Consider the following 19,418-nt stretch of genomic DNA (forward strand, 5'->3'; position numbering starts at 1 on the left):
CATCGCGTGCTAGCTCAGAGGGGCGGTCGATTTCCTAGGAATGAGGCTCGGCGTGACGCGGCGGACCGCCGGTTGCGGGCTGTCCTCGAACAGCAATTGCAGCGCCAGCTCGGCGACCCGGTCGAACGGGACGCGCACCGTGGTCAACGGGATCGGCAGACGGCTTACAATGGGGATGTCGTTGTAACCGACCAGTGAAATATCGCCCGGCACCGACAGCCCTCGCTGGGCGATCGCCGACATGCTGCCGATCGCGGTGTTGTCGTTAATTGCAAAGATCGCCGTCGGCGGGACGTCGAGGTCCAGAAGCTGACGGGCGGCGGTCTCGCCGGATTCGATGCTGAAGCTGGAAGCAACGACAAGTGCGGGATCGGAGGGCAAGCCCGCTTCTTCGATGGCCTGCCGGTAGCCGGCGTGCCGTCCGAGAGAGCTGGTGGCGTAATCGGGGCCGGCGATGATGCCAATGCGCCGGTGGCCGAGATCGAGCAAATGGCGCGTCGCGAGATACCCGCCGAGCTTGTCGTCTCCGACCGACGCTGCTGTGGCGCCGTTGTGGCGCAGCGCGAAAACGAAAGGCACCCCCCGATCTCGCAGCTCATCTCCGAAATCGTCGCCCAGCCGCGCCGTGGTCAGGATCAGCCCGTCGACGCCGCGCCGGATCAACGCTTCGGCCGCCTGCCGGCTGGCCTCGGGATTGTCGTCGGTGGTGGCGACGATGGCAAAGCGGCCCTGCTGCGCGGCGGCCTGGCTGATCGCCTCGTACAGCATCGCCATGACCGTGTCGGTCAGGCGCGGCACGATGACGCCGATGGTGCCGGTCGAGCCGCGGCGCAGGCTGGCCGCGGAGACATCACGCACATAGCCCAGCCTGCGCGCCACCTCACGCACCTTGCGGGCCTTGGGTGAGTCGGAGTTGGGAAGCCGTTCGTCGAGCATTCGGGACACGGTGGATTTCGACACGCCCGCCTCGCGTGCCACGTCGTGCAGTGTCACCCGAGCCTTTGATCTCGTTGTGATTTCCTCGTCCGACATGGCCTGCCCTCCGGTCCCGCTCCCCGTGATGACCAAAACTATCACTTGACAGGCCCGGCTGGCAATGCATTTTTGGGAACGTTCCCGCAATCGTTCCCAAACGGAGCGAGCCGCGGGTTGGACGGATTTGAAAACGCATCAGGAGGAGACCCCCACATGCAACCCATGGATCTTCGCGGTCTGAGCCCCGCCCCCGTGACCGCCTTCAACCGCGATGGCTCGCTCGATATCGCGGCGAATGTGCGCATCGCGAAATGGCTGGCCAGCTTCGACGAAGTGAAATCTCTGGTGATCCTCGGCCATGCCGGCGAAGGTACCTTCCTGACCACGGACGAGCGGCTGGAGCTGATCCGCGCCTACAAGGACGCCGTCGATATCCCGATCATCGCGGGCATTACCGGTGAGGGCACCAAGGTCGCGGCGGAAGAGGCCCGGCGCTCTCACGATGCCGGCGCCACCGGCGCGCTGGTCTATCCCAATCACGGCTGGCTGCGCTTCGGCTTTCAGAAGGGCGCGCCGCAGGACCGCTACAAGGCGATCTACGAAGAGGGCGGTCTTCAGACGATCCTGTTCCAGTATCCCGATGCCACAAAGGCAAGCTACGATCTCGACACCCAGCTTGAGATCGCCGCACAGGAAGGCTGTGTCGCGACCAAGAACGGCGTGCGCAATATGAAGCGCTGGTATGTCGAGATTCCCGAACTCAAGAAGGCTCAGCCCGACCTTCAGATCCTGTCCTGTCACGACGAATGGCTGCTGCCGACTATGTTCGATGTCGACGGTCTGCTGGTAGGCTACGGCAATATCGCGCCGGAACTGCTGATCGACCTGATCGCAGCGGGCAAGGCGCAGGATTACCCGCAGGCCCGCAAGATCTTCGAACAGCTCCTGCCGGTGACCCGCACGGTCTATCACCGCGGCTCGCACATGGAGGGCACGGTCGCGCTGAAGATCGGCCTGCGCTATCGCGGCCTGCTCGATCATGCGACGATCCGTGAGCCCCTGAAGGATCTGGGAGACGCCGCAGAGCGCGAGATCGAAGCTGCCTTCGACGCCGCAGGCATCGGTCGGGTGGATCTGGCGATGGCCGCGGAATAACGGCTGAAACGCCGTTTGCCCCCGGCGGAGGACCGGGGGCATTCTGACACAAGGGAGGAAACCATGTTCAACGTCAAACTCAGCGGTCTGCGCCGCGCCGCGACGGCGGCCGTCGCGGCCACCGTTCTGGCCAGTTCCGCCGTTGCGCAGGATGTGCGCATCGGCGCCATGCGCGAGGGCTCGTCCTGGTACGTCTTTGCCGCGACGCTCGAGCAGATCATCGAGCCGATCCTCGGCAAGAACAGCGTCGAGGTGATCGCGCGGGGCGGCGGTATCGCCAACCCGATGGTCGTGCAGGGTGGCAAGGCCGAGATCGCGCTCTCCAACAAGGCCTCTGCGGTCTGGGCCAATCAGGGCAACGAAAGCGTCTACGAGGGCATGAGCGCGCCGGATATTCGCGCGCTGGTCGGCGGGTTGAACGATGTCTATGTCGGCGCCATGGCGCGCAATGCGTTCACCGACGAGATGGGAACCACCGATCTCGACGAGATCATGGCCTCCGGCAAACCGGTGCGGGTGCTGATGAAGCCTGTCGGCTCTTCTGCCGTGCCCGTCGCGCAGATGATCTTTGAAGGGCTCGGCACCTCGGCTGAGCAGATCAAGGCGAATGGGGGCGATATTATTCAGGTCGATACCGGCCAGATCGCCGACCAGATGCGCAACGGCAATGCCGATGTCTATATCGACACGATGATCAAGGGACACCCGACGATCACCGAAGTTGCGCTGACCGCCGATGTTGTGTTCCTCGACGTGCCCGAGCCGGCGATGGCCGTTCTCGAAAAGAACGGGCTGACCCCCGGCAGCTACGGCCCGGATTGGTACAAGGGCCAGAGCACCGCGACCCAGGGCGCCAATCTGGGAACCGTGCTGATCGCGAGCGCTACACTCGACGAGGACATCGCCTATCAGGTGACCAAGGCGATCATCGAGCATGCGGACGAGCTCAAGGCCTCGCATGGCGCGTGGTCCGGATTTGATCCGAAAAAGGCGATGCTGCCCGAAAACACCGGCATCGCGTTGCACCCCGGCGCGCTGCGCTACTATCGCGAAGCCGGTCTGATGTGAGCCTCCGGGCGCGGCTGGCAGGTCCGGCCGCGCCACCCTTCCGCTTCTCGCGATACGCTGAATGGAGGAGACCATGCGCCCCATGCTGTCCCAAAGCCCCGCCAGAACCGCCGCCTTTGTGATCGGTCTGGCCCTCATCGCCTTTCAGATCTGGCTGCTCTTCGAACCGCAGCAGCCGCTGCTGGAGCGCCCGGTCCACCTCGCCGCCGCTCTTGTGCTGCTGTTCCTCTACAAGCCGCTGACCCCGGAACGGCTGCCGCGCCCGCTCTGCCTGACGATCGACGGGCTGCTGATCGCCGGATCGCTGGCGGTGCTCGGATATTACCTTACCGGGTTCGAGCGGCTGACCACGCGCATGGAAAACGTCTCGCCGGTCTTTGCTACCGATATCGTCTTCGGGGCGCTGCTGGTGGGCCTGCTGCTGGAGGGCGCGCGCCGGGCCGTGGGCATGATTCTGGTCTGGGTGCTGCTGGCCTTCATCGCCTATGCGTTCTGGGGCAATGTGCTGCCCGGCTGGTTGCAGTTCCGGGGGTTCGGCATCGAGGCGGCGACCGAAATCACCACGATGACCACAGCGGGTGTGCTGGGCATCACCACCGCGACATCGGTCAGTTTTGTCTTCTACTTCATCCTCTTCGGCGCGTTCTATTCCGCCGTGGGCGGCGGCCAGCTATTCATCGACCTCGCGATCCGCGCCGCCGGGCGCGCCACCGGCGGCACGGCCAAGGCCGCGATCATCGGCTCTTCCCTGATGGGGTCGATCTCCGGCTCCGCCGTCGCAAATGTGGTGTCCACCGGCGTCTTCACCATTCCGCTGATGAAGCGGACCGGGCTCGCCGCGCATCGCGCCTCCGGGATCGAGGCCATCGCCTCCACCGGCGGACAGCTGATGCCGCCGATCATGGGCGTCGCCGCCTTTGTCATGGCCGAGCTTCTGGGCATGCCCTATGCACAGATCGCGCTTGCCGGGCTGATCCCCGCGCTGGCCTTTTACCTGGCGCTGCTCATGGTGGTCGATCTTTCGGCGCGGCGCGACGGCATCCGCGCGCTGACGGCGCAGGAGATCGCCGAGACCGAGGCACTTGGTCCGCGTCTGCACCTGATCCTGCCACCGATCCTGCTGATCACGCTGCTGATAAGCGGCTTCTCCGCTTCTTATGCCGCCGTGATCGCCGCCGCGGCCTGCCTCGTCGTGCCGTTCTTGCGGCGCAGCACCTGGATCGGGCCGAACGAGATATTCGGGGCGCTGCGAGACGCGCCCAGGCAGGTGGCCGAGGTGGCGGTTCCGATCGCCTCCATCGGGCTGATCATCGCCGTGGCGGTGCAGTCGAACCTCGCTCTGAAATTCGCGGGCTCGCTGTTGTCGCTCTCGGAGGGCTCGGTCTACCTGTCGCTTATGCTCGCCATGATCGGTTGCATCGTCATGGGGATGGGCCTGCCGACGGTCGCCGCCTATATCATCGGCGCGGTGCTGTTCGTGCCCGCCATCGAGGATCTCGGCATCCAGCCGCTCGCGGCGCATTTCTTCATCTTCTACTACTGCGTGCTGTCCATGGTGACCCCGCCCGTGGCGCTGGCCTCCTTTGCGGCGGCGGCGGTCGGACAGGCACCGGCCGTGCGCACCAGCCTTTCGGCCTTCGGCCTCAGCCTCGTCGCGTTTTTCGTGCCCTTCGCGTTTGTCTTCGATCCCGGCGTACTGGCCCAGGGCAGCGCGGCGCAGATCGGGTTCAGTGCGCTGTCGCTGCTGGTCTCGACAGCGCTCTGGGCCGTGGCCTTTGGCGGCTGGGCAGGGCGTCCGCTTGGCTGGCCCAGCCGCAGCGCCATCGGTGCCGCCGGGCTCGTGGCGGTGATCGCACCCTCCGGTTCCTCCCTTTGGCTCATGGCGCTTATCGCCGGCTGGGCCCTCACCCTTGGCGTTGCGCTGCTGTCGCGCCGCAGCCCCGAAAGCCTGACCAACCCGGCGGAGTAAACATGCCCACGATCTCCATACAGTCCGAAACGCGGATCCTCAGCGAAACCGACACCGTCAGCTTGCGGCAAGTCACGGATCATCCCTCGATCCATCATCATCCGTTCTTCTTTGTCGATGCCTGGGATACGGCCATGTCGTTCCTTCTGCTGATCTCGCATCGCAGCTGCACCCCGCAGATCTATATCGAGCGCGCGCCGGGCGCCGAGCTGATCCAGCTCACCGAGGAGCCCGCGCTGGCGGAATGGTCGGTCATCCCTTCGAAGGACGGGCAATGGATTTACTATGTCGCTGGGCAGGAGGGCAAACGCGTCTCGCCCCGCGACGGCAGCGTGGAAACGCTGGTCCGGTTCGACAGCACCGAAATGCGCGAGGCGGGCATGGTCGGCGCGGCGATGGGCACCACCGCGTTGTCGGCCAGCGGGCGCTACTGGGCGGTCCCGGTCAAGACCGGCGCGGTCAGCCGTTTCTGGCTGATCGACACCGAACGCCAGAGCGCCGAGGTGTTCCTGGAAGCGCCGACCATCGGGCATCCGCAGTTCTGCCCCGATGATGAGGATCTGATCCTTTATGCCGGGCCGATGACCGACCGGGTCTGGGTGACCGACCGCGCCGGCAACGCGCGTCGGATCTTCAAGCGCGCGCATGACATGCAGTGGATCACCCACGAGGTCTGGCGCCCGGGTCACCGTACCGTGCTATTCGTCGACTGGCCGAACGGCATGGGCGAGATCGACCCCGATACCGGCAGGGTCGCCGCGATCACCGATTTCCCGGTCTGGCACGGCGCGCCGGACGCGACCGGAGAGCAGCTTGTCTGCGACACCAACTTTCCCGACCGCGGGCTGCATCTGCTCGACCTTGCCGGGGCGCAAGGTCCGCGCTTCCTGACGGCGCCAGAGGCCAGTTCACAGGGCGCGCATTGGGCACACCCCTTCCCCTACAACAACGGGCCGGTAAAGGTGCATGCGCCACAGCACACTCACCCGCACCCGAGGTTTTCGCCGGATGGGCGGCAGGTCGTGTTCACCTCCGACGCCAGCGGCTTTGCACAGGTTTTTGTCGCGACCCTGCGGTGACCGCGAGCATTGCCTTGTGAGATCCGGTGCCGAGAGCGGACTGGCCAGGCGCGACATGTTCCCCTTTGCGTTTGAACGCCACCCGCGACCGGTCGCCTTAGCCGGATCGGAACGGGCGGCGGCTGTCATGCGCCCCCGTCGCTGCCGCCTTCGGCATCATCGGCACCGCCAATACGCCCATATTTCCATCACTCCCGAAAGCTGTATGCGGTTTTCATCTTTTTTGGTATTCCATCATACAAAAATAGTTACAGGTCTAACTTTATGCAGGCGCTGCAACGCGGTCGGCAACCGATCCGTTTCGCAATGGGTCGCCGGTCTGCTGCGCGCGTCGCGATGGCACGACCGGGCCGCGAGAGCATGCGCCCGAGGTGTCGTCGCCACTCGAAGCCACAACCCGGGAGCGCCGGAATGTCCCTTTCCAATGACGATATCCGCCAAATTCTCTCGCTCGTCGAAGCCTCATCCTTCAACAGCATCGAGCTTCAGATCGGCGATCTGAAGCTGTCCGCCCGGAAATCCGCACCGTCCGCCCACAGCATCGCGCCTGCCGCGCCGCCACCGGCCGCTGCTCCGGGTGCGCCGCCTCCGCCCGCTCCCTCCACCGCACCAGTCGCGGCAGAGCATGAGGACGGGCTTTCGGCGATTGAAGCCCCCATCGTCGGCACATTCTACCTCGCTCCCGAACCCGGCGCCGCGCCCTTTGTCACCGAAGGCGACGCGGTGACCGAGGAGACCACAATCGGTGTGATCGAGGTCATGAAGGTCTTTACCCATGTGAAGGCCGACCGTCCCGGCACGGTCGTCCGCTGCCTGGCGGGCGACGGCGATTTCGTCGAATTCGGGCAACCGCTCGTCCTAATCCGGCCGGAGGCATAAATGCCCCTGAGCCGCGTCCTCGTCGCCAACCGGGGCGAAATCGCCGTGCGCATCGTCCGGGCCTGCAAGTCGCTCGGCCTGGAAACGGTGGTCGCCGTCTCGGCGGCGGACCGCGACAGCATGGCCGCGCGCATGGCGGACCGCGCCGTCTGCATCGGGCCCGCGCGCTCCTCCGACAGCTATTTGCGGCAGGATCTGCTGCTCGCCACGGCGCTCGGCACCGGCTGCGATGCGGTCCATCCGGGCTATGGATTCCTGTCGGAAAACGCCGGTTTCGCCGCCGCCTGCGCCGAGAACGGTGTGATCTTCGTCGGCCCCAGTGCCGAGAACATCCGCCAGATGGGCAACAAGCTCATCGCCCGCGACATCGCCCGCGAGGTCGGCGTGCCGCTCGCACCCGGCTCGCCGCGCATCACCGATTTCGCCCAGGCGCGGGGCATCGCCGAAGAGATCGGCATGCCGGTGCTGTTCAAGGCCGCTGCCGGCGGTGGCGGACGCGGCATCCGCATCGTGCGCAGCGCCGCCGATCTGAAACCCGCCTTCGAGACCGCCTCGGCCGAGGCGCAGGCGGCTTTCGGCGACAACGCCCTGTTTCTGGAGCGCTATATCGACAACGCCCGGCATGTGGAGGTGCAGATCCTCGCCGACGGTCATGGCACTGTGATCCATCTGGGCGAGCGCGACTGCTCGCTACAGCGCCGCTATCAGAAGGTTCTGGAGGAGGCCCCGGCCTTCGGTTTGGACGCGGCGCTACGCAACGAGATCCGCGCCGCCGCCGTCGCGCTCGCCCGGCATATCGGCTATTGCAGCGCCGGTACGGTGGAGTTCATCGTCGATGCCGACCGGGGCCGTTTTTTCTTTCTGGAGATGAATACCCGCGTGCAGGTCGAGCATCCGGTGACCGAGGCGATCGCCGGCATCGACATCGTCGCCGAACAGCTGCGTGTGGCGGCGGGCGAGCCGCTCTCGGTCACGCAGGAGCAGGTGCATCTGACCGGCCACGCCATCGAATGCCGGATCAACGCGGAATCGCCGCTGCGCGGCTTTGCCCCCTCCCCTGGACGCCTGACCGAATGGGCGCCGCCCGAGGGCGACGGCCTGCGCATCGACAGCCACGCGCATGAGGGCTACGTCATCCCGCCCTTCTACGACTCGCTGGTGGGCAAGCTTATCGTTCTGGGCACCGACCGTTCCGACGCCATCGAGCGGGCACGACGCGCGCTCGGCGATTTCCGTGTGGCGGGGATCGAGACCACCATTCCCTTTCTCGAACATGTGCTGGCGCAGGAGGATTTCCGCGCCGGCCGCATCAACACGAAATGGCTGGAAGGCGTGAGCGAAGACTACATCGCAGACCACACACAAGGGGAAAAGCGCGCATGACCGACAGGATCGAGATCATCGACACCACGCTGCGCGACGGACAGCAATGCATCTGGGCGATGAACATGCGCACCGGCTGGATGCTGCCGGCGCTGGAAGAGCTCGACGGCGCCGGGTTCGAGGCGATGGAATTCTACGTGCCCGTCGTCCAGATCAAGAAAATGATCCGCGATCTGAACGAGGATCCGTTCCAGTGGCTCCGCCTCGGCACCGCGCGTGCGACACAGACGCCGCTGCGCCTGCATGGCGGGTATCGCAGCGGGCTGGGCCGGGTGCCGGAATGCATCTCGCGGCTGCTGCTGAAGACGGTGGTCGATGCGGGCATCACCACCGGGCGGATCTCGGACCCGTGGAACGATTTCGCCAATCTCAAGGACGAACACGACGAGATGCGCAAGATGGGCATGGAGTCGGTCGTCAACATCATCTACACGGTTTCGCCCCGCCACACCGCGGCGTATTTCATCGAGCGCACCCGCGATGCGGCGGCGCTGCGGCCCTACCGGCTCTGCCTCAAGGATGTGGGCGGTCTGCTGACCCCCGAAAGCCTGCGCGAGATTCTGCCCGGCATGATCGCGGCAGCGGGCGACATTCCCATCGAGCTGCACCTGCACTGCAACAACGGGCTCGCCACCTATAACGTGCAGGAGGCGGCCGCTCTGGGGCTGCGGCATATCCATACCTCGCTGCCGCCGGTCGCCGACGGGCTGTCGCTACCCTCGACCCTCGATGTGTTCCACAATCTGCGCGCCCGTGGCTACGACGTGCCGCTCGACGAGCCCCGCATGCGGCGCGTGTCCGAGCACCTTTTCGGCCTCGCGCAGCGCGAGGGGCTGCCGGTGAGCAGGCCGCTGGCCTATGATGAGACGATTTATACCCACCAGATTCCCGGCGGCATGACGTCGAGCCTTGAGTTCCAGCTCGAAAAGGTCGGCATGGGCGGGCGTATGGGCCTGATCAAAGAGGAGGTCGCCCAGATGCGGGCCGAGTTCGGTTATCCGATCATGATCACGCCCATGGCGCAGTATATCGGCACCCAGGCGGCGGTGAACGTGATCACCGGCGCGCGCTACAAGCAGGTCACCGACGAGATCATTGAATATACGCTCGGGCTCTGGGGCCGCGAGGCGGTGGAGCATATGGACCCCAATGTGCGCGACCGCATCCTCGACCGCCCCCGTGCCCGTGAGATCGCCGCGCGCGCGGCGCCGCCGGAGCCGAGCCTCGCTGAGCTGCGGCGCGCGCTCGGCGGCACCCTGACTGACGAGGAGCTGATCGTGCGCAGCTATGTGGACGAGGCCGCGCTGGCGCGGTTCCGCAACACGCCGCCGGTGGTGGAAGAGCCCATCGGACGCTCGCCGCTGGTGTCGCTGATCGCCGGGCTGGCGAACCTCTCGGCGCATGAGTCGGTGAGCGTCAGAAAGGGTGATGTCAGCGTGGCGCTGAGCCGGTCATGACCCCACAACCCGCCGCCTATTTCAGCACCTCTCGCGCCACCGATGGGTCATCCGGGCTTTGACGCGCATGACGCTTGCCCGGAGCGGAAAAGGCAATACTGTATTATGGTATACCATAAGATGAAGTGAGAGACATGAAGATCAAAGCGCTCGATCCGCCCACCGGCAACCTGCCCCGCCGCATCGCCGAAGACCTGCTCTGGGCCGGTGGCTGCATGGGGGTCACCTTCAAGGGGAAAACCGTCTACGGACATTTTTCCTGCTTTCTCATCAAGGGATCGGAAAAGACGCTCCTGGTGGATACCGGCCACCCGATGCACTGGGACACGCTGGAGCCCGAGATCGAGGCATTCCTCGACGGGCGGCCCCTGGATTACGTGTTCTCGACCCATTGCGAATTCCCGCATGCGGGGCTGCTGCCCAACTGGCTGGAGAAATATCCCAACGCCATCGCGCTGGGGAATATCTGGGACGACCGGCTTTACTATCCCGATCTCGTGGACCGGTTCCAGCCGACCGAACCGGGTGACCGGATCGACCTGGGCGACCGCGAATTCCTGATCGTTCCGGCGATCTGGAAAGACCTGAACAGCTCGCAATGGGGCTTCGATACCAAATCGCGCACGCTCTATGTCTCGGACGGGTTCGCCTATTTGCATTACCACCATCCGGGCGAGACGGACTACATGACCAGCGAGATCCCGACACCGGATATCGAGCTTGTGCAGTTCTTCAACGAACGTGCCCTGCAATGGACGCGCTACACCGATGCGAGCCTGACCTTCACCCAGATCGACGATCTGCTCGCGGCGCTGAAACCGCGCCTGATCGCGCCCGCCCATGGCGGGCTGATCGACGACACGATCGAGGAACTGGCCGATCTCTTCAAGAACGGCATGGCCGTCTATCAACCCGGACAGGGGCCCGTGCCCGCGTCCCAGAACCGCATGGTCACCGCGAAATGAGCATCGCCCCTCCCGTTACCGCCACCCCGTCCAGCCCCGGAACCGCGCTTTGGGGCGAGACGCTGTTCGGCGCCCCCTGCATGGTCAAGCTCGACGCGCCGCTCTCCTTTCAGCCGAAGACCGCGACCGGCTGGATGCCCTTCAACTTCTACGCGCTGCGCGATGGCGACGACCTGATGCTGATCGACACCGGCGTCACCGTGCAGGAGCCCGGTATCCGCGCGCTGCTTGAGCGGATCGTGCCGGGGGCCACGCGGCGCCGGCTTCTGGCGACGCGGCGCGAACCCGATACCACCATGAACCTGCCCTGGCTGGTCGCGGATTACGGCATCAGCGCCGTGCACACCGCCGGCGATCTGAACCCGCTGGATTTCTTCGCCCAGATGGAGGATGCCGCCGCCGCCGCGCAGATCCACGCGCTGACCAAGGCCGATTTCTGCCCGATGCCCGCCGATGCGGTGATGGATGTGGGCAGCTCGACCGTGGCGCTGCACCGCACGACGCTGCGCGTGCTGTCGGCGGCCTGGGTCTATCACGACGCCTCGCGCACGCTCTTCACATCCGACTTCTTCGGCTTCCTGCTTTGCGACAGCCCGGACGCGCCCACCGTGGTGACACCCACCGCAGACCAGATCAGCCCGGAGCGGCAGAAGGCGTTCATCTGTGCCAAGTTCGACTGGCTGATCGGCATCGACACGACCCCGATGATTGCCGAGCTCAAGGCGCTGATGGACGGGCCGCCCATCGACCGGATCTGCCCGGAATTCGGCTGCGTCATCGAAGGGGCGGAGGCGGTGCGCATGGTCATCGAGTCGTGCTGCGTCGCGCTCGAAGAGCTGAGCCGCGAGACCTTTCCCAACGCGCTTGGCGATTTCATCGACCGGTTCGGCCCGTTCTGAGCCGGTTTCGCGCTCCGGTTTCTCTCTGGCCGGAGCGCGCTTTTCTTCCGCTACGCCACCGTCTCGGAAGCCCCGGCGAGCGCTGTGAACAGCGCCGCGGCGGGGCGCGTTTCGAGATCGGTGAGCACCGCAAGAACCTCCTGCGCGCGTGCTTCCCCCAGAACCGGGGCGGCGAGCTTGAGGAACTTGCGCCGGATGCGCGGCGCCAGCGCCGCGCTCGGTGCTCCGGTGTCCGGGATTCCCGCGCTCTCGCTCAGGATCGCGCCGCTTGCGGTGCCGATGCTGACCACCGCCTGCCATTCGGCTTGCGACGGCTCCACCACCACGCGCACCCGCGCCATCAGCGCCTGCACCTCGGGCCGCGCGATCACTGCCGCGTCGAAGCTCTCCAGCGCGCCGAGGTCGATCCCCAGCAGGGTCGCTGCCGCACAGAACGGCAGGCTGAACTTCGCCTCGTAGCCGCCGGTAGGGATGTTCACGCGGCAGAGCGTGCGCACGGTCTGGGACACCGCGACGACGATCTCGCGGGGGCCCTCGCCCTGCATCGCCTGCGCGCGCAGCCGTTCGGTGGCCTCGATGGTCGGTTGCGTCCCGCCGCAGGAGGCGGCGAACTTGAAGTAGATGTCGCGGATCGCGAACCGCGCGCCCAGCCCGTCGAGCCCGGTATCCCAGTCGGGCGCTCCGCCCCGGCTCGAGACAAATCCGCGCGGCGCCTCCAACAGGGTGCCGTGGGCGGTAAAGCCGCGCGCTGCCAGCTCTGCGGCCAGCACGCCGGACCCGGCGGCGCGCCCGGCCTGAAGCTGCATCGCCGAGGACGACCCGCTGGCATGCAGCCCGGCGGCCTGCGCAGCCCCCAGCGCCAGCGCCCGGCCCGTTGCCTCCGTATCCAGCCGCAGCACCCGCGCGCCCGCCGCCGCCGCTCCGACGGCGCCGGAGGTGCCAGTGGGGCTCAGCCCGCGCAGATAGGGCTCGTATCCCACCAGACGACCGAGGCGGCAGGAGATCTCGCTACCCACGGCAACGCCCGCCAGCAGATCGCCGCCCGATGCGCCGGTCTTTTCCGCCAGCGCCAGTGCCGTGGCGATGGGCGCCGCCGAGGGGTGGCCGTACATCGGGTAATAGGTGTCGTCGTAATCGTGGATTTCGCTCGCCGCGCCGTTGACCGTCGCCGCCGCCTGCGCCGGCAGCCGCTCGCGGCGCCCGAAGACGCTGGCCACACCGGCCCCGCCTTCTTCGCCCAGAACCGCGATCAGCGGGGCGAGCGAAGCGTCGCCCGCCCCTGCGATGGTCACGCCCAGCCAGTCGGTCAGGCAGTTGCGCGCTGTCTCGCGCACCTCTGGCTCCAAGGTATCGACGGACAAGCCCGCCGCAAATTCCGCGAAGCGCGCGGTCAGCGGCGGCACGGGCACGGCCTCACTTGGTCTGGTTGAGCCAGGCATCCGCGACCTCCGAACCAGTGGCGAACCAGACGCCGGGGAAGCGCCGGACATAGGCGATGAACTCGCGCAGCAGCACCAGCCGCGACGGCCGCCCGATGATCTGCGGATGCATGATCAGGTCGAACAGCCCACCCCAGCGGTAGATCTCCAGGAACTCCTGCTTCCAGATCTCCAGCACATGGGAATTGGTGAAGATCGGGCGCGGGCTCTGTATCGAGAACAGGAAATAGACCGCGTCGTCGAGGCTCCAGTGCCAGGGCAGCTCTACCGGGCCATTCGACCCGTCGGCAAGCGTGTGGCGGTAGGGTTTGTAGTCGTCCAGCATCGAGGAGACGAACTTGAAGTCGCGCGCGGCGAGGATGTCGATCATATTGGGGCTGAGATCGCCGGCGGGCGGGCGGTAGCCCACCGGGCGATAGCCCACCGTGCGCTGCAACGCCTCCAGCCCCTTGTCGAACACCTCGGCCTCGCGCTCCGGCTCGTCGGGATTGACGTATTCGTGCAGATAGCCGTGATGGCCGATCTCGTGCCCGTCCTTCAGGATCGCCTCGACGCGGTCGGTATAGTTCTCCGCCGTCCAGCCGGGCACGAAGAAGGTCGCGGGGAGCTCCTCCTCGCGCAGCAGTTCTAGGATCTTGGGCACCGCGACCTTGCCGCCATACCCGCCCTGCGACAGCACGCCGGGGCGCTTGGCATTGTTGGGGTCGCGCGAGAGCCAGAGCGTCTCGGCATCGAAATCGAAGGTCAGCATCACGGCGCATTTCGCTCCGTTGGGCCAGGTGACGGTATCGGACATGGGGGTTCCTTTCTCAGCGGACCGGCAGTTTCTCGTCCCCGCCCGGCAGGGTGGAGAGCGTTGCGATATCGGGCACGGGGCGGGCCAGCGCCGGCGTCGCCGCCAGCAGCTCTTCGACGGCGCGGGCCACGCGTAGCAGCCTGAGATCGCCATTGCGCTTGCCGACGATCTGGATGCCGAAGGGCGTGCCCTGATCGTCGAGCCCGCAGGGGATCGAGATGCAGGGAAGGTTCAGCATGGTGATCGCATAGGTCAGCGCCACCCAGTCGAAGTAATTGGCCATTTCGCTGTCGTCGATCTTCGAGGGGTAGATCTCGTGCTTGGGCCAGGGATAGGCGCCTACCGTGGGCGTGATCAGCACGTCGACGGTTTCGAAGAAGGTCTGCGCGCGGCGGTAGATCCGGGTCTGGTCCATATGCGCGATGGCCATCTCCTCGATCGAGAACCGTGCCGCATGGGTCAGGTTCTCCTCGACCAGCGGCCCCCAGCGGTCGGGCTCGTCGCGGGCGCGCTCGGCGTAGAGGGCGATGTAGTTGAAGGCGCGGATGATCTCGTAGGTCTCGCGCGTGCCGGTGAAGTCGGGATGCGCCCAGCCGGTCTCCATGAAGGCCGAGTCGAACAGACCGACGCGCTCGCGAAAGACCTTGCGCAGCCCGCGGTCGACGGCGGCAAAGCCCAGATCCTCGGAAAAAGCCACGCGCAGCGTCGAGAGATCCACCGGCGCGTCGCCCTCGGGCGAAAGCGGCGTGGCCAGCGGATCGATGGCGTCAGAGGTGGCCATGGCCCGCAGCATCAGGTCCACATCGGCCACGGTCCGACCCATGGGCCCCTGTACCGGGAAATGCGAGAGACCGAAGGGGCGCTTGTCGGAGGCGACGATCCCCGCCGTGGGCCGGTAGCCCACCACGCCGCAATAGGCTGCCGGAATCCGCAGGCTGCCGGCATTGTCCGAGCCATGCGCCAGAGGCATCATCCCGGTGGAAAGCGCGATGGCCGAGCCGCCGGAGGAGCCGCCGCAGGTCAGCTTGGGCGCGAAGGGGTTGCCGCTCACGCCATAGACCGGGTTGAACGTGTTGCCGCCCGCGCCCCATTCCGGCGTGTTGGTCTTGGCAAAGACCAGCGCCCCCTTGGCGCGCAGGTTGGCGACGATATGCTCGTCCTTCTCCGGCACCTGGTCTGCGAACATCGGCGAGCCGTAGGTGGTGCGCAGCCCGGCGGTGTCGTTGAGATCCTTGATCCCGAGCGGCAGCCCGTGCAGCGGCCCCAGCGCCTCGCCGGCCATCACCGCCGCCTCGGCGCGGCGTGCTGCCTTCAGACCGCCCTCGCGGTCGATGGCGACCACGCCGTTTACCGGGGCGTTGACCGCCTCGATCCGCGCCAGACAAGACTCCAGCAGTTCGACGGGCGACAATTCTTTGGCGCCGATCATGCGCCTGGCATCAGTGGCCGATAGGTCGCAAGCAGAGGTCATTCTTCCAGTCCTTTTCTTCAGTCGGGAAACCGCAGCATCACTGTTCCGGCCCGAGGATCAGATCGGGCAGGAACAGTGAGAATTGCGGTACGAAAGCGATAAGCAGCAGCGCCACGAGCAGCGGGATCAGCAGCGGCAGCACCGCGATGCTGACGCGCTCGAAGGGCACGCGGGCGATTTCGGCGACGATATAAAGGCCGATCCCCATGGGCGGCGTGGCGATGCCCACCAGCAGGGCGAGCTGGATGACGATGCCGAAATGCACCCGGTCGACCCCGAAAGCGTCGATCAGCGGCAGCAGCACCGGGACCAGGATCAGCTTGGCGGGGACACCCTCCATAAAACAGCCGACCAGCAGCAGCATGCCGAGGATCAGCAGCATGAAGACGGTCTTGTTCTCGGTCGCGCCGGTGATCGCCAATGCCAGATCCTGCGGTGCCTGCTCGATGGCCAGTAGCCAGGACATGCCGTGGGAAAAGGCGATGATGCCCATCACCACGGCGGTGACCAGCACTGCGTCGTGGATCGCGTTGTAGAGCGCCGAGAAGGTCACGCTCCTGTAGAGCAGCCCAACACCCAGCGCGTAGAAACAGGCCACCACCCCGGCCTCGGTCGCGGTGGCATAGCCCGAAAGCACCGCGCCCATGATGATCGCCGGCGCGATCAGGCTGACGAGGCCGTGCCGCCCGGTCTTGACCACGGCCGCGACCGAGGCACGGGGCTGGCGCGGGAGCTCGTGGCGCGCGGCATAAAGGCGGTTGTAGATCATCAGGCAAAGCGCGATCACCAGGCCGGGGATCACGCCCGCGAGGAACAGCCGCGCAATCGAGACATCGGCCAGATGCGCATAGATGATCAGCCCGACCGAGGGCGGGATCAGCGGCCCCACCACCGCCGAGGCGACGGTGAGGGCGGCGGCGAAATCGGCGCGGTAGCCATTGGCCCGCATGGCGCGGATCTCCATCGGGCCCATGGCGCCGATATCGCCCACCGAAGTGCCGTTGATGCCCGAGAACACCACGGAGGCCACCACGTTGACCTGCGCCAGCCCGGCCCGGAAATGCCCCACCAGCGCGGTGGCGAAGGCAAAGATCCGGTCGGTCATGCCGGTGACATTCATCAGGTTGCCGGTAAGGATGAAGAAGGGCAGCGCCACGAGGCTGGGGCTGTTGATCCCCTCAAGCATTTGCTGCGGCAGGATGTAGAAACTGTCGCCGAATCCGGCGTAGACAAAGCCGATCACCACGGCGGTGCCCACCGCGATGGTGACGGGCACGCTAAGCAGCATGAGGCCGGTGAAACCGCCGAACAGGATTGCGAGCATGGGTCAGGCTTCCGGAATATAGAGATCGCTGGACGGGTCGGCGCCGGGCGTTCGGATGCCGAAAAGCAGCCGGGTCATATCGGTCAGGAAATGCAGCAGCACCAGCGCCGCCGAGAGGCAAAGCGGCACGGTCAGCCAGTAGCGCTCGATGGGCAGCAGCAGGATCTGCCCCACCTGCGAGCCGAGCACCCGGGGCATGTTGACGAGCAGCAGCAGCATCAGCCCCGCCGCGAGAAGGTCGATCATCAGCCGTGCCGCCTGACGGCCCCGCCGCGACAGCCTGCCGACGATAAAGGTCACCTGAATGTCGCGCTTTTCGCGATAGACCAGATAGAAGCCGAGAAAGCTCATCCAGACGAACAGGAAGACGGTCAGCGGGAAGACGATGTTGAGGCTGCGGTCGAAGACTCCACGCAGCAGGATATTCGCCCCGTTCATCATGAGCATCACCGCCAGAATGGCGATCACCGCCACGCGCAGCAGGGTCTCGGCGGCGCGCAGGAAAGCCTCCACGCCGTCGACGAATGTGCGGATGCGGGTCATTTCGCGCGGGTCGTCTCGATCGCTTCAAGGAAGCCCTCGGGAAGCGTGCCGTTTTCGTCCCAGGTCTCGTAAAGCGCCTGTGCGGCCCCGACGAAGGGCGCAAGGTCGATCTCTGTATAGGTTGCCCCCTTCGCTTCGAGCTCGGCGACGGCGGTTTCGGTATGCGTCATGATCGCCTCGAAGGAGAAGGCCGCGGCATCTGCATGCGCCTTGAGCAGCGCCTCTTGGTCCTTCTCCGGCAGGGCGTCGAACTGTTCCTGGTTCATCATAAAGGCGATGGACTGGTAGAATTCGTCGGTGCGCAGGATGTAGGGCGCGACCTCGTAGAACTTCGAGCCCTCGACCACGGAAATCGGTGCGGTCACCCCGTCGACGATGCCCCGGCTGATCGCCTCATAGGTCTCCGCCCAGCCCAGAACGCGGATCTCGGCGCCGAGCGTCTGCCAGATCTCGATTGCGGTCTGGTCGGAATACATCCGCAGACGGATGCCCTTCACGTCTTCAAGACTGTTGACCGGAACGTCACTGAGCATCACCCGGTATGGCCCGCGCAGCACGCCGGTTAGATCGCCCAGGATGCCGATGCCCGACTCTTCCTCGGCGCGCTTGTACCAGGACTGCACCAGCGGCGTGTGCGAGAACCGCACCCAGTGGTCTCGGTCGTCCATCATGAAGGGCGCGCTGATCCAGCGGATCTCTGGCACGTATTTCTGCATGAAAACAGAGCCGGTGGCGTAAAGCTGCACCGCGCCCATGGTAAGCTGCTCGAGTACGGCCTCGGACTTGCCGAGCTGTTCGTTGGGATAAAGCCGGATGGTGAGATCCCCACCCGAATACTCTGCGACCTTCTCGGCGAAATGCACGAATGTCCGGCCCTCGGGACTGTCGAGATCGTTCTGAACCGCCATGCGCCATTCCTCGCTCCACGCGGCCGATGCCGCTGAAAAACAAAGAGAGGCACCCAAAATGGCCCGGCCCGCCAGGGCCGCCAAAGAAGCTGTCTGTCGCATCATCTGATATTCCCTGTTGAGTATTATGTATTATGGAATACCAAAAACACATTTCGCCGAAACGGCAAAATGAAAAGCTACATTCCAGGTTCAGCTAAAGCGCGAAATCCGCCTCCCCGTCATATTTTTAGGCATCTAAAATCTTCCCGGCAGGAGCCGGCGAAGCGCCGCCGACGGGATCACCTCACGCCGGGCGCAGCCAAACCGCCAGAGACAGAATAGACATGCAGAAACTGCTCCTCCGCCCTGACGGGCGGGGGGTCGGATCACGGCGCGAAAGGCACGCGCGCTTGAAAATCAGGCTTCGGTGACCGCCCGGCTTGCCAGCTCGACGGCACGTGCCGTCGCCCGGTCGATATAGCGGTAATAGGCATCTGCCGCCGCGTCTCCGTCGCGCGCCTCGACCGCCTCGACCACTTCCTGCAACAGCGCCATGGTGACCTTGCGCTCTTCCGGCGTGGCCGAGCGGCTGACGAAGGAGCGGATATAGGTCATCCGCACCGAGAGCGAGAGCAGGAAATCCTGTGCGACCTTGTTCTCGCCGCCGACGGTGATCGCCTTCAGCACCTCGTTGAGCGCATTGGCATGTTCGACCGCCGATTTCATCTTTGTGGGGTCGGCGAACTGCGCCGCCCGGTCCACCGCCTTGCGCAGCGCCGCGATATGGGCGTCGGTGCCGGACTCGCAGATCTTGCGCAGCAGGGCGCCCTCAAGCATCCGACGCACTTCGTAGATGTTGCGGATCTCCTCGGTGGTGACCTTGTTGACGCAGAGCCCCTTGCCGCTCTCGCGACTTACAAGCCCCTCGGCCTCCAGCACGCGCAGGGATTCGCGGATGCTGGTGCGGCTCACGCCCGTCTCTTCGCAAAGCTTGCGCTCGACCAGCTTTTCGCCGGGCTTGAAGGTCAGGTCGAGGATCGCGTTGCGCAACACCTCGGTGGTTCTCTCCCGAAGACTGATCGTCTCGTTCACGACTCTCAGAGACGTTCGCTTGTCCATACTACGC

Annotated in this window: 17 protein-coding genes; 9 read left to right on the top strand and 8 right to left on the bottom strand. The window is 65.6% G+C overall.

Going from position 1 to position 19,418, the window contains the following annotated elements; translation table 11 throughout:
* Positions 1 to 9: 9 nt before the first annotated feature.
* Entirely contained in the window at positions 10 to 1,032 is a 1,023-nt protein-coding gene (locus tag I6N89_RS07650) for a LacI family DNA-binding transcriptional regulator (protein WP_207017661.1), read from the bottom strand.
* A gap of 156 nt (positions 1,033 to 1,188) precedes the next feature.
* Between I6N89_RS07650 and I6N89_RS07655 the strand changes: the two genes are divergently transcribed.
* The 9 genes from I6N89_RS07655 (at position 1,189) to I6N89_RS07695 (ending at position 11,829) form a co-directional block, all read left to right on the top strand.
* Positions 1,189 to 2,130 (top strand): dihydrodipicolinate synthase family protein, encoded by a 942-nt coding sequence (locus tag I6N89_RS07655; protein WP_207017662.1) that lies wholly within the window; start codon positions 1,189 to 1,191, stop codon positions 2,128 to 2,130.
* Between the two features lie 63 nt (positions 2,131 to 2,193).
* Positions 2,194 to 3,198, top strand: a complete 1,005-nt coding sequence (locus tag I6N89_RS07660) for a TAXI family TRAP transporter solute-binding subunit (RefSeq protein WP_207017663.1) — start codon at positions 2,194 to 2,196, stop codon at positions 3,196 to 3,198.
* 82 nt (positions 3,199 to 3,280) lie between these two features.
* A complete protein-coding gene (locus I6N89_RS07665; protein WP_236016488.1) occupies positions 3,281 to 5,167 on the top strand; it encodes a TRAP transporter permease in 1,887 nt (628 codons plus the stop codon).
* Positions 5,168 to 5,169: 2 nt separating this feature from the next.
* Positions 5,170 to 6,246 carry a TolB family protein gene (locus I6N89_RS07670; RefSeq protein ID WP_207017665.1) on the top strand — a complete coding sequence of 359 codons (1,077 nt, stop codon included), beginning with the start codon at positions 5,170 to 5,172 and terminating at the stop codon, positions 6,244 to 6,246.
* A 411-nt stretch (positions 6,247 to 6,657) separates the two neighbouring features.
* Positions 6,658 to 7,125, top strand: a complete 468-nt coding sequence (locus I6N89_RS07675; protein ID WP_207017666.1) for an acetyl-CoA carboxylase biotin carboxyl carrier protein — start codon at positions 6,658 to 6,660, stop codon at positions 7,123 to 7,125.
* Positions 7,126 to 8,508 (top strand): acetyl-CoA carboxylase biotin carboxylase subunit, encoded by a 1,383-nt coding sequence (locus I6N89_RS07680; protein ID WP_207017667.1) that lies wholly within the window; start codon positions 7,126 to 7,128, stop codon positions 8,506 to 8,508.
* Positions 8,505 to 9,965 carry a hypothetical protein gene (locus tag I6N89_RS07685; RefSeq protein WP_207017668.1) on the top strand — a complete coding sequence of 487 codons (1,461 nt, stop codon included), beginning with the start codon at positions 8,505 to 8,507 and terminating at the stop codon, positions 9,963 to 9,965. Before I6N89_RS07680 ends, I6N89_RS07685 begins: the two co-directional genes overlap by 4 nt.
* A gap of 134 nt (positions 9,966 to 10,099) precedes the next feature.
* The gene (locus tag I6N89_RS07690) at positions 10,100 to 10,930 is read left to right on the top strand and encodes an MBL fold metallo-hydrolase (RefSeq protein WP_207017669.1); all 831 of its coding nucleotides are present in this window, start codon (positions 10,100 to 10,102) and stop codon (positions 10,928 to 10,930) included.
* A complete protein-coding gene (locus I6N89_RS07695; RefSeq protein WP_207017670.1) occupies positions 10,927 to 11,829 on the top strand; it encodes a hypothetical protein in 903 nt (300 codons plus the stop codon). The genes I6N89_RS07690 and I6N89_RS07695 overlap by 4 nt, the downstream gene beginning before the upstream one ends.
* A gap of 50 nt (positions 11,830 to 11,879) precedes the next feature.
* Here I6N89_RS07695 and I6N89_RS07700 read toward each other — a convergent pair whose 3' ends face one another.
* The 7 genes from I6N89_RS07700 to I6N89_RS07730 form a co-directional block, all read right to left on the bottom strand.
* The gene (locus I6N89_RS07700; RefSeq protein ID WP_207017671.1) at positions 11,880 to 13,268 is read right to left on the bottom strand and encodes an MmgE/PrpD family protein; all 1,389 of its coding nucleotides are present in this window, start codon (positions 13,266 to 13,268) and stop codon (positions 11,880 to 11,882) included.
* A complete protein-coding gene (locus tag I6N89_RS07705) occupies positions 13,243 to 14,064 on the bottom strand; it encodes a polysaccharide deacetylase family protein (RefSeq protein WP_207017672.1) in 822 nt (273 codons plus the stop codon). The genes I6N89_RS07700 and I6N89_RS07705 overlap by 26 nt, the downstream gene beginning before the upstream one ends.
* Before the next feature lie 13 nt (positions 14,065 to 14,077).
* A complete protein-coding gene (locus tag I6N89_RS07710; protein ID WP_207017673.1) occupies positions 14,078 to 15,493 on the bottom strand; it encodes an amidase in 1,416 nt (471 codons plus the stop codon).
* A gap of 79 nt (positions 15,494 to 15,572) precedes the next feature.
* Positions 15,573 to 16,859 carry a TRAP transporter large permease gene (locus I6N89_RS07715; protein WP_207017674.1) on the bottom strand — a complete coding sequence of 429 codons (1,287 nt, stop codon included), beginning with the start codon at positions 16,857 to 16,859 and terminating at the stop codon, positions 15,573 to 15,575.
* 3 nt (positions 16,860 to 16,862) lie between these two features.
* The gene (locus I6N89_RS07720) at positions 16,863 to 17,402 is read right to left on the bottom strand and encodes a TRAP transporter small permease (protein ID WP_207017675.1); all 540 of its coding nucleotides are present in this window, start codon (positions 17,400 to 17,402) and stop codon (positions 16,863 to 16,865) included.
* Positions 17,399 to 18,310, bottom strand: coding sequence for a TRAP transporter substrate-binding protein (locus tag I6N89_RS07725; protein ID WP_207017676.1), 912 nt, complete (start codon positions 18,308 to 18,310; stop codon positions 17,399 to 17,401). Before I6N89_RS07725 ends, I6N89_RS07720 begins: the two co-directional genes overlap by 4 nt.
* A 399-nt stretch (positions 18,311 to 18,709) precedes the next feature.
* Entirely contained in the window at positions 18,710 to 19,411 is a 702-nt protein-coding gene (locus tag I6N89_RS07730; RefSeq protein WP_207017677.1) for a GntR family transcriptional regulator, read from the bottom strand.
* Positions 19,412 to 19,418: the final 7 nt, after the last annotated feature.

Origin of the sequence: Salipiger abyssi, assembly GCF_017311415.1 — a bacterium.
GTDB classification, from domain to species: Bacteria; Pseudomonadota; Alphaproteobacteria; order Rhodobacterales; family Rhodobacteraceae; genus Salipiger; species Salipiger abyssi_A.

Bases quoted from the DNA above. Each gene is read 5' to 3' on its own strand.
- I6N89_RS07650 (WP_207017661.1), bottom strand. From the start codon at position 1,032: ATGTCGGACGAGGAAATCACAACGAGATCAAAGGCTCGGGTGACACTG.
- I6N89_RS07655 (WP_207017662.1), top strand. From the start codon at position 1,189: ATGCAACCCATGGATCTTCGCGGTCTGAGCCCCGCCCCCGTGACCGCC.
- I6N89_RS07660 (WP_207017663.1), top strand. From the start codon at position 2,194: ATGTTCAACGTCAAACTCAGCGGTCTGCGCCGCGCCGCGACGGCGGCC.
- I6N89_RS07665 (WP_236016488.1), top strand. From the start codon at position 3,281: ATGCTGTCCCAAAGCCCCGCCAGAACCGCCGCCTTTGTGATCGGTCTG.
- I6N89_RS07670 (WP_207017665.1), top strand. From the start codon at position 5,170: ATGCCCACGATCTCCATACAGTCCGAAACGCGGATCCTCAGCGAAACC.
- I6N89_RS07675 (WP_207017666.1), top strand. From the start codon at position 6,658: ATGTCCCTTTCCAATGACGATATCCGCCAAATTCTCTCGCTCGTCGAA.
- I6N89_RS07680 (WP_207017667.1), top strand. From the start codon at position 7,126: ATGCCCCTGAGCCGCGTCCTCGTCGCCAACCGGGGCGAAATCGCCGTG.
- I6N89_RS07685 (WP_207017668.1), top strand. From the start codon at position 8,505: ATGACCGACAGGATCGAGATCATCGACACCACGCTGCGCGACGGACAG.
- I6N89_RS07690 (WP_207017669.1), top strand. From the start codon at position 10,100: ATGAAGATCAAAGCGCTCGATCCGCCCACCGGCAACCTGCCCCGCCGC.
- I6N89_RS07695 (WP_207017670.1), top strand. From the start codon at position 10,927: ATGAGCATCGCCCCTCCCGTTACCGCCACCCCGTCCAGCCCCGGAACC.
- I6N89_RS07700 (WP_207017671.1), bottom strand. From the start codon at position 13,268: ATGCCTGGCTCAACCAGACCAAGTGAGGCCGTGCCCGTGCCGCCGCTG.
- I6N89_RS07705 (WP_207017672.1), bottom strand. From the start codon at position 14,064: ATGTCCGATACCGTCACCTGGCCCAACGGAGCGAAATGCGCCGTGATG.
- I6N89_RS07710 (WP_207017673.1), bottom strand. From the start codon at position 15,493: ATGATCGGCGCCAAAGAATTGTCGCCCGTCGAACTGCTGGAGTCTTGT.
- I6N89_RS07715 (WP_207017674.1), bottom strand. From the start codon at position 16,859: ATGCTCGCAATCCTGTTCGGCGGTTTCACCGGCCTCATGCTGCTTAGC.
- I6N89_RS07720 (WP_207017675.1), bottom strand. From the start codon at position 17,402: ATGACCCGCATCCGCACATTCGTCGACGGCGTGGAGGCTTTCCTGCGC.
- I6N89_RS07725 (WP_207017676.1), bottom strand. From the start codon at position 18,310: ATGGCGGTTCAGAACGATCTCGACAGTCCCGAGGGCCGGACATTCGTG.
- I6N89_RS07730 (WP_207017677.1), bottom strand. From the start codon at position 19,411: ATGGACAAGCGAACGTCTCTGAGAGTCGTGAACGAGACGATCAGTCTT.